This window comes from Sorangium sp. So ce726, from assembly GCF_051521405.1.
Taxonomy (GTDB): Bacteria; Myxococcota_A; Polyangia; order Polyangiales; family Polyangiaceae; genus Sorangium.
The window spans coordinates 8,877,371-8,891,030 of record NZ_CP150349.1 but is presented as its reverse complement, the minus strand read 5'-3'; the positions used below and the strand labels follow the sequence as shown (position 1 = coordinate 8,891,030).

10 protein-coding genes are annotated in these 13,660 nt (G+C 70.9%); 5 read left to right on the top strand and 5 right to left on the bottom strand.

Annotated elements, in window-relative coordinates; translation table 11 throughout:
• Positions 1–316: 316 nt before the first annotated feature.
• A complete protein-coding gene (locus tag WME79_RS32875) occupies positions 317–754 on the top strand; it encodes a CHRD domain-containing protein (protein WP_437522894.1) in 438 nt (145 codons plus the stop codon).
• Positions 755–851: 97 nt separating this feature from the next.
• On the opposite strand, the gene WME79_RS32870 is transcribed toward WME79_RS32875, so the two are convergent.
• The 3 genes from WME79_RS32870 to WME79_RS32860 all read right to left on the bottom strand — a co-directional run bounded on the left by WME79_RS32870 (position 852) and on the right by WME79_RS32860 (position 4,727).
• Positions 852–2,405: an allantoicase gene (locus WME79_RS32870; RefSeq protein WP_437522892.1), complete on the bottom strand. Its 1,554-nt coding sequence runs from the start codon at positions 2,403–2,405 to the stop codon at positions 852–854.
• Complete coding sequence (gene allB / locus WME79_RS32865) at positions 2,384–3,739, bottom strand: allantoinase AllB (protein ID WP_437522890.1); 1,356 nt, start codon at positions 3,737–3,739, stop codon at positions 2,384–2,386. The genes WME79_RS32870 and allB overlap by 22 nt, the downstream gene beginning before the upstream one ends.
• Before the next feature lie 106 nt (positions 3,740–3,845).
• A complete protein-coding gene (locus WME79_RS32860) occupies positions 3,846–4,727 on the bottom strand; it encodes an MBL fold metallo-hydrolase (protein WP_437522888.1) in 882 nt (293 codons plus the stop codon).
• Positions 4,728–5,068: 341 nt separating this feature from the next.
• On the opposite strand from WME79_RS32860, the gene WME79_RS32855 reads away from it, so the two are divergent.
• Entirely contained in the window at positions 5,069–5,890 is an 822-nt protein-coding gene (locus tag WME79_RS32855) for a DUF3025 domain-containing protein (protein ID WP_437522886.1), read from the top strand.
• A 94-nt stretch (positions 5,891–5,984) separates the two neighbouring features.
• Positions 5,985–6,689, top strand: a complete 705-nt coding sequence (locus WME79_RS32850; RefSeq protein WP_437522884.1) for a glutathione S-transferase family protein — start codon at positions 5,985–5,987, stop codon at positions 6,687–6,689.
• A gap of 44 nt (positions 6,690–6,733) precedes the next feature.
• Here the strand turns inward: WME79_RS32850 and WME79_RS32845 are convergent, their stop codons facing one another.
• Both WME79_RS32845 and metH read right to left on the bottom strand, forming a co-directional pair.
• A complete protein-coding gene (locus WME79_RS32845; RefSeq protein WP_437522882.1) occupies positions 6,734–7,540 on the bottom strand; it encodes a class I SAM-dependent methyltransferase in 807 nt (268 codons plus the stop codon).
• A gap of 117 nt (positions 7,541–7,657) precedes the next feature.
• A complete protein-coding gene (metH, locus tag WME79_RS32840; RefSeq protein WP_437522880.1) occupies positions 7,658–11,425 on the bottom strand; it encodes a methionine synthase in 3,768 nt (1,255 codons plus the stop codon).
• Positions 11,426–12,024: 599 nt separating this feature from the next.
• On the opposite strand from metH, the gene erpA reads away from it, so the two are divergent.
• Together erpA and WME79_RS32830 are read left to right on the top strand one after the other, a co-directional pair.
• Positions 12,025–12,348 (top strand): iron-sulfur cluster insertion protein ErpA, encoded by a 324-nt coding sequence (erpA, locus tag WME79_RS32835; RefSeq protein WP_437293785.1) that lies wholly within the window; start codon positions 12,025–12,027, stop codon positions 12,346–12,348.
• Positions 12,349–12,804: 456 nt separating this feature from the next.
• Positions 12,805–13,656, top strand: coding sequence for a sigma-70 family RNA polymerase sigma factor (locus WME79_RS32830; protein WP_012238497.1), 852 nt, complete (start codon positions 12,805–12,807; stop codon positions 13,654–13,656).
• The last annotated feature ends 4 nt before the right edge of the window (positions 13,657–13,660 follow it).

The following is a 13,660-nucleotide window of genomic DNA, read 5'->3' as shown; positions in this document are numbered from 1 at the left end:
TGCTCATGCGGATGCCTCCGCCGCTGCTCTGGCTGCGCCTGCGGCCTGTCCGCCCGCGTGGAGCAGGGGCCGCCTTGCGACCTCCGGCAGGTGACGTCGATTCCCCGCGTCGTGTGCTGATCCGGGTCCGCTGTCCGCCTCTATCTCTCTCCAGCGCGCCTTGGCGATCGGGGCGAGTCGCCGTGTCCGTCGCGGCCCCCTCGCCGCCCCCGCGATCGACCGACGTGCGGGGCGGCCTGTGGCGTGTGGGCGGCGTCGTCCTTGCTCTTTGTGGCGCCCTCGAATTGCACATCCCCGTGATGTGCAGGAGGGAGACATGCAGCACCTCACGATGCTCGCGCTGGGCGCCGTCCTCCTCGCGACGGCGCTGGCGCGCGCGGCGTTGCCTGAGCGCCCGGTCCGCTTGCTCACGGCGGCGCTCACGGGGCAAGACGAAGTGCCCGGCCCCGGCGATCCGAAGGGGAGCGGCGCGGCCCGCGTCACGCTCGATCTCGACCGCGGCGAGATCTGCTTCGACCTCGCGGTGGCGGGCATCGCGCCGGCGATCGCGGCGCGCATCCACGAGGGCCCCATCGGCCGCGCGGGCCGCGGGATCATCACGCTGATGCCGCCGACCGGCGGCAGCTCCAGCGGCTGCGTGAGCGCGGCCCGCGACGACCTGAGCGCGTTGCTCGGCGATCCGGAGAGGTATTACGTCGCCGTGCGCACCGCCGATTTCCCCGACGGCGCGCTGCGAGGCCAGCTCTCGCGCTGAGCGCCCCACGCTCGGACACCCGATCGCCCCGACTCCCGACGCGCCGGCGCTCCCTTCGCCCGGCGCGCTCCCTCCTCGTGGGCCGCGCCCCGGGGCTCTATCCGCCCCACAAGAGCTTCTTCAGCCGGATCGCCGTGATCTTCCGCTGCTCGTCCGCGGCGATGGGCAGCTCCTGCTCTGGCGTGTGCTCGAGCCGCGCGCGCAGCGCCTCCAGCATCTCGTCCGCGCTCTTCCCGGTGGCGCAGACGATGTAGATGAACCCGAATTTCTCGTCATAGACGCGATTCAAGCGCGCGAGCGCTTCCCGCGTATCCACTGCCGCGGCGCTCATCCCCGCCTGTTCCTGGCTGGAGAAGCGCCTCGCTGTCGCGCTCGCCTCCGCGGCCTCCGCCTGCGGCCTGGTCTCCCCGATGCGGGGGTGCGCGCGGAACGCCTCGAGCCAGTCCTCCGGCGCGAGCCGCGCAAAGGCCTGCCCCGCCGCCGCGGAGAGGTGCCCTTCATCGCGGAACGGCCGCGCCGCCGCCATCTGCGACGCCCACGCCGACGAGCCGCACGCCACGCGGAGCTCCGCCTCGGCCTCCGGCTCCGTCAGCGCGTTGAGCCAGCGGAGCCGCTGCTCGGCCGCCCCGCTCCGGGTCGCGTTACCGAAGATGCGGAGCCGGCTCACGCCGCCGTCAGGATAGATGTTCAGGCGCACGTGCGTGAATGGCCCCGTCGCGCGGAGCTCTTCCTCGAAGAGATGACGCGTGTGCGCCTGGAGCTTCGTCCGCGGCACGATCTCCCGCCACTCGCCCGCGCCGGCGAGCTCCGCCGCGGAGCGCCCCGCCGCGTCGATCCCCTCGATCATGCAGCTGTCGGGGTAATTGCCCTTGAAGTGGTTCGTGTCGACCTCGATCCGCGCGATCTCGCCCTGAGCCGCGAGCGCCACGAGCGCCCAGTCGTACCCGGGCCCCCTCCGCCGCCGCGTCTCCCAGCCCTCTCCCATGTTCGCCGCCCGGCCGGGCATGATGAGGTTGTGGCGCACCCCGAAGAACATGTCGCTGCACGAGAGCACGCGCCCGCCGTTCTCCGCGGCCGCGAGGTCGAGCTCCGCGCCTGGGCGGCCCTGCCGGCGAATGTCGGGGAGGGCGTCGCCGTGCACCCGGAGCCGCGCCACGCCGCCATCCGGGTAGATGTTCAGGCGGAGGTGCGTGAACCGCGAAGCGCAGCTCAGCTCGAACGCGTTCTGCGAGTCGCCGGCCAGCGGCGAGCGCGGCAGGATCTCGACCCAGTGTGTCCGCGGGTCGAGCAAGTCCTCGACCCGCGCGTCGGGCCGCGCCGCGCACGCCTCGATGGAGCAGTGCTCGGGGTAATTGCCCCGGAAGAACGCCGTATCGACGATGACCCCGCGGAGGATCCCTGGCAGCCCCAGCCGGACGAGGCACCAGTCGAACCCGGGAGTCCGGCGCCTGCGCGTCTCCCAGCCATCCATCCACTTCCCGCGATCGGTGTACTCGTGCTCCAGGAACACCGCTTTCCCTGCCTTGAGCAGGTTCTCCTTCGGCGCGAAGAACTCGTCGTTCGCCGCGAGCACCGCGCCGCCCAGGCGCTCCGAGGCCAGATCGAGCGCCTCCGCGAACGCCGGCCCCGTCACCCCTCTCGCTTCAGCCATCGCCCTCTCACCTCCGCGGGGAAGCTCCCGCGCTCATAGACCTTCTCGCCGCGAAGGTAGGTAGCCTGGACGACGCCGTGAAGCTCCTCCCCGGCGTAAGGCGTCACCTTGTGCCGGTGCTGGAGGATCGGCGGCTCGACCCGGAAGCTCGCGTCGGGATCCCAGATCACGAGATCGGCGTCGAACCCTCGCGCGATCTCCCCCTTGCGGCGCAATCCGGCGAGCCTCGCGGGCCCGCGGCACAGCCAGTCCGCGAGCCGCTCGAGCGGGATGCCCCGGCGGCGGGCGTCGGTCCAGACGATCGACAGGCCGAGCTGCAGGCTCGAGATCCCGCCCCAGGCGGCGTCGAAGTCGCCGGCTTCAAGCCGCTTGAGCTCGGGGGTGCACGGGGAGTGATCGGAGACCACAAAATCGATGAGGCCGCCCGCGAGCGCGGCCCAGAGCTCCTCGCGGTTCTGCCGCTCCCGGATCGGCGGAGCGCACTTGAAGGGCGTCGCGCCGTCCGGGATCTCCTCGGCGGCGAAGTGCAGGTAGTGCGGCGTCGTCTCGGCGGACAGCGCGGCGCCGCCGTCGCGCGCCCGCCGCAGGATGTCGAGCGCCGTGGCCGACGAGAGGTGGACCACGTGCGCCGCCGCGCCCGTCGCCTGGCAGAGCGACGCGAGCAGGGCGATCGCCTGGTCCTCCGCCTCCCGCGGGCGCGAGCGCAGGTAGGCGGCGTACGTGCGCGGATCCAGGCCGGCGATCGCCGCGCGCGCCGCGTCGATGGGGCCTGGGAGCTCGGCGTGCACGAGCAGCGGCGCCCCCGTGCCCGCGAGCACCTCGAGCGCGGCCCTGAGGTCCGCCTCGGCGACGTGGCCGAACTCCGCCACGCCCGAGTCGACCATGAAGCACTTGAAGCCGAGGGCGCCGGCCTCGAGCAGCGGGACCAGCTCTCCCGCGTTGCCCGGGACGGCGCCGCCCCAGAAGCCCACGTCGACGAGGCACCGGCCCTCCGCCGCGCGCGCCTTCTTCTCGAGGTGCGCGACCGTGGTCGTCGGCGGGATGCTGTTGAGGGGCATGTCGACGAGCGACGTGACGCCGCCCGCGGCCGCGGCGCGCGTCGCCGTCTCGAAGCCCTCCCATTCGGTCCGCCCGGGCTCGTTGATGTGCACGTGCGCATCGACCAGCCCGGGCAGCACCGCCGCGCCCTGAGCGTCCACGACGGGGCAGCCCTCCGTCAGCTCGTCGTAGCCGGCGACGGAGACGATGGTGCCGCCCTGGATGTGCACCGAGGCCGGCCGCACGGCGCCCCCGGTGATCACGCGCAACCCGCGAACGATGAGGTCCGGCGTCATCAGGGACGCGATCGTACCACGGCGCCCGGCGGACCGAGGCGGGCCGCTCGCCGAAGCGCGCGCCTGCCCGCGCGCACGTCGAGGCGCGCGTGTGCCTGTCCGCGCGTCACGCCATCTTCATGCGATCGATGAGCTCGGCGAGCTCGGCGCGCATGGCGTCCTCGGAGGGAGCGCGGTACCGGCGGAGGTGGCCGGGCAGGACCCAGGTGAACCGGTGCTGGAGGAGGCGCTCCATCGAGCGGATCTGCTCCGCCCAGGAATGCCAGCAGACGTCGCGCGATGCGTCGAGTCGCCCGAGCTCGCCCGAGAACCAGAGATGGTCCCCGGTGAAGAGGTATCGGTCCCGGAGGAGGAGCGCGACGCTGCCCCGCGTGTGGCCCGGGACGGGGATCAACGTGAGATCGGGCGCGAGGGCCACGGGGTCGAGCCCTCCGATCTTCACCTCGGCGAGCGCTGTTCCGTCGTCGACGTCGCCCTCGTGGATCACGCGATCGCACCCGAAGGTATCGCGGAAGACCCGGTGATCGGCGACGTCGTCACGGTGGGTGAGCACCAGGGTCCGGACGCCGCCGAGCTCGCGGATGCGCTTCATGAGCGGCCTGGCGGCGCGGGGCGAGTCGACGAGCACGTTGCCCTCGGGTCGCAGGATGAGGTAGCTCGCCGCGCCAAAGGAGGACGACGAGGTATAGCCGCAATAATAGACATCCTCGTCGATCGGCTCGGGGAAGGCGAAGGTGGCGGCGGCCATCCCCGCCGCCGGTGCGGCGGTGCCGATGGAGGCGGTCGGACACGACACCAGCGCCATGGCCGCGCGGAGGTGCTCGTCCGGCGTCGCGGGCTGGCGAGCGACGATGCTCTTCTCGACGGCGGGGGCGCGCGCGAACACCGAGGGGGCGAGCTGGCGGCATACGTCGCAGTCGATGCACGACCGGTCGACGAAGTAATCGCCGGGTGCGTTCTCTGGCAGGCGGTCCTCGAGGCGAGCCATCTCGTTATCTCAGGATGACACGCGGGCGGCGGGCGTGGGGGCAGATCCGTCGCAACCACGTCCATGGCAAACAGCCATCATTCCAGGCTTGGGCCGAGTTCTCGTTGCGTGATGGATGTATGAGGGCAAGCATGGATATCCCGGGGAGCCGGGTGAGTTGAAACAGGGAGTCTCGGGATACCGGCGCCCCGCTGTCCCGCTCCGTGCGCTCGGTTCACCGCATGCCTGCCGGGCGGCCGGCGGCCTGGTCCCGGCGCGTGGCCGCCGCCTCGCGCTCAGCGCGTCGGCGCCGCCTTGCGCGCAGCTTGAGCTCTCGCCGCGCTGCTCCTACCCTGCGCCGGGTGAGCGCCGCCGGCCGAGCTGCGCCGCACCCGAGCGGCGCGCCAGGGAGCACCCCCGTCCCCTGGGAGCCGCTCTTCTACGAGAAGAGCCGGCTCTACTGGCCCATCCGCCCCCTGGCCGAGGCGTTCGCGAGGTGTGCCGGCTGGCCGCAGGTCGAGGACTACAACCGGGCGCTCGGCGAGGGGTTCCCCGTGCGCTTTGCGGAGCAAAAGCCGCGGCCTCGTCGGCGCGGGCGGCGCGGGCCCGTCGACCCCTCGGCGCTCTACGACGCGCGCATCCACGTCGAGCGCTGCGTGCCCACGCGCCCCAGCAACTGGCACGACTTCCTCAACATGCTGGTGTGGGCCGCCTTCCCGCGCGCCAAGGCGGAGCTCCACGCGCGCCAGCACCGGGCGATCGCCGCGCGCCTCCATCCCGGCGCGGAGGCGCTCCCTCCGGCGCGCACGCGCGAGCTGGACGGGCTCGCGCTCCTCGACGAGGGCGGGCTCCTGCTGCTCGCCGACACGCGCGCGGCGCCCCTCCTCGGCGATGCCTCCGAGCTGGAGCGCTGCGCCGGCGAGGTGCGGGACGCCGTGCAGCGGGGCGAGGCCGCGGCGCTCGTCTTCGGCCACGCGCTGTACGAGAGCCTCCTCCAGCGCGGTCCGATGGTCTACGCGATGGTGCAGCCCCTCCCGTGCGACGGACCGCTGCCCGCCGCGCCTGCCGCGCTCGTGGCGCTGGCCGACGCGCGCCTCGGCGACGTGCTGCGGTCGCCCGACAGCTTCGCGCGCCCGGAGCGAAGCCCGCGCCTCCCCCTGGATGAGCGCGTCCTGTGCCCGTGATAGCAAGTGACGGCCGCGGCGGGGGAGCGACGGCGCCCTGAGCGTGCGAGGGGCTTGCGGCGGCGCTCAGCTCGACCGGAAGATGGCCGCCGCCATGACAGTGATCCGACTCTACGATCTCCAGGTGCGGGACGACCGCCGGCCGAGCCCCTTTTGCTGGCGGATCAAGTACGCGCTGGCCCACAAGGGCCTTCCGTTCGACACCGTGCCGATCGGGCTCACGGACATCCCAGCGATCGAGGGCGGCGCGCACAAGACCGTGCCGATCATCGACGATGGCGGAAAGACCGTCTCCGACTCCTGGGCGATCGCGGACCACCTCGACAAGGCTTATCCCGACCGGCCGCGCCTCTTCGCCTCGCCGGCCGAGCGCGAGCTCTGTCGCTTCGTCGAGGCCAGCCTGTTCGTGAGTGCCGGCAGGTCGCTTCTGATGAGTTATGTGAAGGACATCCACGACCACGCCCACGAGCGAGATCGCGCCTACTTCCGGCAGACCCGGGAGAAGCTGTTCGGCTGTACGCTGGAGGAGCTGGCCAGCGGGCGCGCGGAGCGGCTCGACGCGGCGCGAGCCGGCTTCGATTCGGTCCGGCTCACGCTCAAGGGCGGCGCGCCGTTCCTCGCGGGGGCGAACCCTGGCTATGCGGACTACATCGTCGCGGGCTTCCTGCTCTGGGTGGGGTCCGTCGCCACCGCCCCCTTCCTCAAAGCCGAGGATCCCCTCCTCGTGTGGCTCGGCCGCGTCCAGGACCTCTACGGCGGTCTCGGCCGGACGAGCCCGTTGAACGCGATCGCCGCCTGAAGGCGGCCCTCTTCGCGCGGGGCGCAGCTTCGTGCGCTACGGGCTCAGGGGCGCCGTCGCGCCGCGAGCGCATAGACGAACGGCAGTCGGCGTTCGAACTTCTTCATGCGGAACTGCCCTGGCGGTCCTTCCACCATGTCCGGAAAGATGTCGTAGGGGGACCAGTCGAGCTCGCGCAGGCGCTCCAGCGTGAGGCCCGCATCGAGGAGCGCCGACACCACCGTCCCGATCCCGTGGTTGAAGCCGACCTCCTTCAGCACCACGGGCGCGCTCCTGTCGGCGTACGTGCCTGTCTCCTCGGTGACGATCGGCTCCCCGTGTCCGTCGTAGGCATAGGCGATCTGCTCGAATGCATTGTCGAAGGTCCACACGAGCGGATGGAACTCGACGAGGTGCAGGACGCCCCCGGGCTTCAGGCATGCTGCGGCCGCGCGCGCCCAGCGCGTCATGTCCGGGAGCCACCCGAGGACGCCGTACGAGGTGAAGACGATATCGAACGTCTCGCCGCCGAGGGCCTCGGGGGCGTCGTAGACGTTGGCCTCGACGAAGCGCGCGTCCACCGAGAGCTCCTTCGCCAGCGCGCGCGCCGCCGTGATGGCCTCGTCGGAGAGATCCAGCCCGGTGACGCGCGCGCCCTGCCGCGCCCAGGAGAGCGTGTCCTGCCCGAAATGGCATTGCAGGTGGAGCAGCGACTTTCCGCGCACATCGCCGACCTGCTCGAGCTCGATCGGCTTGAGAGAGCTGGCGCCGGCCCGGAACGAGACCAGATCGTAGAATTTGGACGCCAGGTGCACGCGGGTGCGCGCGTTCCAGGCGGCGCGGTTCAGCGCAAACCAGTCGGCTTCGGACATGGGGATGTTGTTATCACACCGTTCGTCGCGCGGTCTGCGTCGGATTGCTGCCGCGCTCGGACGCCGCCCCTGCGATGGAACGTGCGCCCCTGGGCTCATCGCCGCTCCCGTCCGTCGTCACGCCGCCACGACGGCGCTCACCTCATCGACAGCCGCCTTCGGGTCATACCCCAGGTTCGGCGACAGCCACCGTTCCACCTCCTCGACCGTCATCCCCTTGCGCTTCGCGTAGTCCGCGACCTGATCCCTGCCGAGGCGCCCCACCATGAAATACCGCGCCTTCGGGTGCGCCAAGTAGATGCCGCTGACGCTCGCCGCCGGCGTCATCGCGCAGCTCTCCGTCAGCTCGATGCCGACCGACGGCGCGTCGAGCAGCGCGAACAGCTTGCGCTTCTCGGTGTGATCCGGGCACGCCGGGTACCCGAACGCCGGCCGGATCCCCCGGTATTTCTCCTCGATGAGCTCCTCGTTGGTCAGCGCCTCTCTCGCGCCGTACCCCCAGTCCTTGCGCGCGCGCTCGTGGAGCAGCTCGGCGAACGCCTCCGCGAGCCGGTCCGCCAGCGCCTTCGCGATGATCGCGCTGTAGTCGTCCCTGTCCTTCTCGTACGCGCGCACGATCTCCTCGAGCCCGAGCCCCGCCGTCACCGCGAACGCGCCGACGTGATCGGCGAGCCCGCTCTCCCGCGGCGCCACGAAGTCGGCGAGCGACAGGTGCGGCCTTACCCCTCCCGCGGCCTTGTCGCCCCCGTCTCCGTCCTCCTCGGCGCCGCCCTGCGCCTTCACCTGCTGCTGGCGCAGCATGTTGAACCGGAGCAGCTCCCGCTCCCTCGCCTCGTCCGCGTAGAGCACGATGTCCCGCTGCTCGCCGCTCGCCGGCCAGAAGCCGTAGACGCCCCGCGCCTTGAGCAGGCCACCCTCGATGATCCGCTGCAGCACCTTCTGCGCGTGATCGAACAGCTCGCGCGCCGCCTCGCCGTACTGCGGGTGCTCCAGGATCTGCGGGAACGGCCCCCTGAGCTCCCACGCGGTGAAGAAGAACGTCCAGTCGATGTACCTCGCGACCTCCGAGAGCGGCACCTCCACCACGCGGCGCCCCGTGAACGACGGCCTCGCGATGTCCTCGGGCCGCCATGCGATCTCGAGCCGCCCCCCGTCCGCCGCGGCGAGCGTCACGAGCGGCTTCGCCCGCTTCCTCGCGAAGAGCTCGCGCAGCCGGGCCTGCTCCTCCCGGTTCTGCGCGTCGAAGGCCGGCCGGTTCGCCTGATCGAGCAGGCTCGACACCACGCCCACGGCCCGCGACGCGTCGAGCACGTGGACCACCGTCCCGCTGAACTCCGGCGCGATCTTCACCGCCGTGTGCTGCCGGCTCGTCGTCGCCCCGCCGATGAGCAGCGGCAGCCGGATCCCCCGCCGCTCCATCTCGCGCGCCACGCTGACCATCTCGTCGAGCGACGGCGTGATGAGGCCGCTCAGCCCGATCATGTCGGCCTCCTCGCGGAGCGCCGCCTCCAGGATCCTGTCCTGGTGCACCATCACGCCGAGGTCGATCACCTCGTAGTTGTTGCACCCGAGCACCACGCCCACGATGTTCTTGCCGATGTCGTGCACGTCGCCCTTCACGGTCGCCATCACGACCTTCCCCTGCGACGACGAGCCCCCGGCGGCCTTCTCGGCCTCCATGAACGGGAGGAGGCACCCGACGGCCCGCTTCATCACGCGCGCGCTCTTCACCACCTGAGGCAGGAACATCTTCCCGGCGCCGAACAGCTCGCCGACGATCTTCATCCCGTTCATCAGCGGCCCCTCGATGATCGAGAGCGGCTTCTCGTACTGCTTCCGCGCCTCCTCCACGTCCGCCTCGATGAAGTCGACGAGCCCCTTCACGAGCGCGTGCGAGAGCCGCTCCTCGACCGGGCCGTCGCGCCAGGTGAGGTCGAGCTCCTTCTTCTTGCCCTTGCCCTTCACCTGCTCGGCGAACTCGACGAGCCGCTCGGTCGCGTCCGGGCGCCGGTTGAAGAGGACGTCCTCCACGCGCTCGAGCAGGTCCCTCGGGATGTCCTCGTAGACCGCGAGCTGCCCCGCGTTCACGATGCCCATGTCCATTCCGGCCCGGATCGCGTGGAACAGGAAGGCCGAGTGCATCGCCTCGCGGACGACGTTGTTCCCGCGGAACGAGAACGACAGGTTCGACACGCCGCCGCTCACGCGCGCCCCCGGGCAGGTCGCCTTGATGAGCCGCGTCGCCTCGATGAAGTTCTTCGCGAAGTCGCTGTGCTCCTCGATGCCGGTCGCGATCGCGAGGATGTTCGGGTCGAAGACGATGTCCTGCGGATCGAAGCCCGCTTCCTCGGTGAGCAGCCTGTACGCGCGCTGGCAGATCGCGACCTTGCGCTCCACGGTCTCGGCCTGGCCGATCTCGTCGAAGGCCATCACCACGACCCCCGCCCCGTAGCGCCGTACGGTCCGCGCCTTCTTGAGGAAGTCCTCGGGCCCCTCCTTGAGGCTTATCGAGTTGACGATCCCCTTGCCCTGGATGCACTTGAGCCCCGCCTCGATGACCGACCACTTCGAGCTGTCGACCATGATCGGGATGCGGGCGATCTCGGGCTCGGTGGCGATGAGGTTCAGGAAAGTCGTCATCGCCTGCTCGGAGTCGAGCATGCCCTCGTCCATGTTCACGTCGAGGATGTTCGCCCCGCCGCGCACCTGATCGAGCGCCACCTCCAGCGCGGTCGTGAAGTCGCCCTTCTTGATGAGCTCCATGAACCGGGCCGAGCCCGTCACGTTGGTCCGCTCGCCGATCATCAGGAAGTTCGTGTCGGGCCGGATGACGAGCGTCTCCAGGCCGGCGAAGCGCCCGAAGCCGTCGCGCTCCGCGGGCACGGGCCGCGGCCGGAGCTCCGCCGTCGCCCGGGCGATCGCGCGGATGTGATCTGGCGTCGTCCCGCAGCAGCCGCCGACGATGTTCACGAGCCCGCTCTGCGCGAACTCCGCGAGCAGCCGTGACGTCGTCGCCGGAAGCTCGTCGTACTCGCCGAACGCGTTGGGGAGGCCCGCGTTCGGGTAGCAGCTCACCCGCGCCCGGGCGAGCTTCGCGAGATCCACGAGGTACGGCCGCATGTCGCTCGCGCCGAGGGCGCAGTTGAGGCCGACGCTGAGCGGGCTCGCGTGCTCCACGCTCGTCCAGAAGGCGTCGATCGTCTGGCCGGCGAGCGTCCTGCCGCTCCTGTCGGTGATCGTCACGCTGAGCAGGATCGGCAGGCGCCGCCCCTTCTCCGCGAAGACCTCCTCCATCGCGACGAGGCACGCCTTCATGTTCAGCGTGTCGAGGAACGTCTCCGCGAGGATCACGTCGACCCCCCCATCGATGAGCCCGCGCACCTGCTCCGCGAACGCCCGCTGCAGCTCGTCGAAGCTGACGGCGCGGAACGATGGGTCGTTCACGCTCGGCGAGATCGACAGCGTCTTCGGCGTCGGCCCCATCGAGCCCGCGACGAAGCGCGGCTTGCCGGGCGTGCGCGCCGTCCACGCGTCGGCCGCCTTCCGGGCGATCTGGGCCGCGGTCAGGTTGATCTCGTAGGCGAGCGACTCGAGCCGGTAGTCGGCCTGGGCGATCGAGGTGCCCGTGAAGGTGTTCGTCTCGATGATGTCGGCGCCGGCGTCGAGGTACGCGCCGTGGATCTCGGAGATGACGTCCGGCCGCGTCAGCACGAGGAGATCGCTGTTGCCCTTGAGGTCGATCGCGTGATCGCGGAAGCGCTCGCCGCGGTAGTCGGCCTCGCCCAGGCGGTAGCGCTGGATCATCGTGCCCATCGCGCCGTCGAGGCACAGGATCCGGTGTTCGAGGATCTCCTCGAGGCGCGCGGGGCGTTCGCTTCCGTTCATGGCTCTGCTCATCTCCCGGGCTTCGTTCCCGTGGGTGTTGCGGCCGCAGGGCAGCCGTTCTGCTGCGAGGGCTGGGCGGCCCGAGGCCCGCCATCGCCGGGCTTGCAGTCCGGGTGCGGTCGAGGCCGGTCCCACGCGGCGGGTGTGGATCGAGATATTAATCTCTCAATCCGGATGAACAGATTGAACCCTGCCGGGCCTGCCTGCCGGCGTCAAGCGCCGGCTGCGAGCGGGCGACGGCGGCGGTACTGGTCGCGGGCTCATCGGTGCACGCTGCGACGCTGCTGGCTGCGACGCTGCTGGATGAGCGGCCGGGTGGCCGCGTCTGGGCGAACGGGCGGGGCGAACGGGCGGGGCGAACGCCGAACTGGTGGCTCTCCGTGGACGAACGGGCAGCCCGGGCGCCGCCTGACGCCGCTGCGGCTGAGGCACTGGCGGACATCGCTGAAGGTGCGTATCTTTGGCGAGCCCTGAGCACCCCACCCCAGGGCACGGCCGGCCGGGCTCACCGCACGGTTCGCCTTCCTGCGGGGCGAGCGCCCCGTCAGAGACAGGACCTGCCGACCCCCGCCGACAAAGCACGCAGAGGAGATTCCAGGATGATCACGATCACGCAGAAGGCAGCCGAGAAGGTGATGGAGATCGCGACAGCGGAGGAGCTGCTGGGGCAGGGGTTGCGCCTGCGCGTCGTGGGCGGCGGGTGCGCCGGCTTCTCGTACGACCTGTACTTCGAGGACAAGCCGACGGAGTTCGACGAGGAGTTCGAGGACAGGGGCATCAAGCTCTTCATCGACCCGCTGAGCTTCCAGTACCTGGACGGCACGGAGATCGACTACGTGGAAGGGCTCCACGGCTCGGGCTTCAAGTTCAGCAACCCGTCGGTGAAGAGCACCTGCGGCTGCGGCTCCTCGTTCTCCGTCTGATTCCGTTCGTTTCCGTCAGATCCGGTCTGATCCGGCGCCCGCTCTCTTCGCGGGCGTCACTTCTGTCCTGGCTCGCGCCGCTCCTCTCTGGAGCGGCCGACGCGAGATGCACACGGGCCGCGTGAGCGCGTCTGCCCGGAGCATCGCGGCCTTCCTGGCTCTCTAGCGCCTTCGGTTTGGCTCGTCCCTCGCTCGGGCGCGCCTGAGGCGCGTGCGCCAGCGCTTCGCAGCCATGGTGTACAAGCTGCCCGCCCGGGGCGGCATGCCAGCTGCATCGCAGCCTGGGTGGGCTGCTCTCTTCGGAATCTCGAACCAACCACTTCGGCGGCAAGTGCCGGCGAAGCGATCAACGCGATCGAGGTCCGGCCCCGGCCGACCTCGACAGCAGGAGCCGGGGTCCGGCGTCGGCCGGCCTCACCAACCGAACCGGGGTCTTCGGACCTCGAAGGAAACCCTGTGCAAACGTCCCGAGATCAGGCCAGCGCGGTTTCGCGCTACATCACGCATGTTCGGCAGATCCCGGAGCTGTCGCGCGAGGAAGAAGTCGAGCTCGCTCGACGGTGGCGGGATCACGGCGACGAGCAGGCCGCAGCCGCGCTCGCGCTCGCAAACCTGAGGCATGTTGTCTCGATAGCGATCAGCTACCGGCGTTACGGGATCCCGCTCGCCGACCTCATCGCCGAGGGGAACTTCGGGATCGTCCACGCGATCCGCAAGTACGACCCGGACCGAGGAAACCGCTTCGTGACCTACGCGGCCTACTGGATCCGGGCGTACATCCTGAACCATGTCATCCACTCGTGGAGCCTGGTCGGCGTGGGCTCGGGCCCGCTCCGCTCGAAGATGTTCTTCCGGTTGCGGCGGGAGCGGGCGCGCATCGCGGGCCTCGTGGGCGAGGGGGAGGAGGGGGATCGGCTGCTGGCCGAGAAGTTCGGCGCGCCCGCGGAGAAGGTGCTGGAGATGGCTCACCGGCTGGAGGCCCGGGACGTCTCGCTCGACACGAAGGTGTTCGAGGACGGCGCCCGGTCGCTGGTCGACACGCTGCCCGCGGACGATCAGGACCAGGAGGAGCGCTTCTCGCGCGCGGAGGAGGGGGCCCTGCTCCGGGAGCGGCTGACGCAGGCGGTCGAGAACCTGGACCCGCGCGAGCGGTACATCGTCGAGACCCGGATGATGGCGGATCCCGAGGAGGAGCTGTCGCTCGCCGAGATCGGGCGCCGCCTGGGCGTGTCGCGCGAGCGGGCTCGGCAGCTCGAGGCGCGCGCCAAGAAGAAGCTGCGCGACCGCCTCCAGCCGCTGGCGGCGTAGCGAC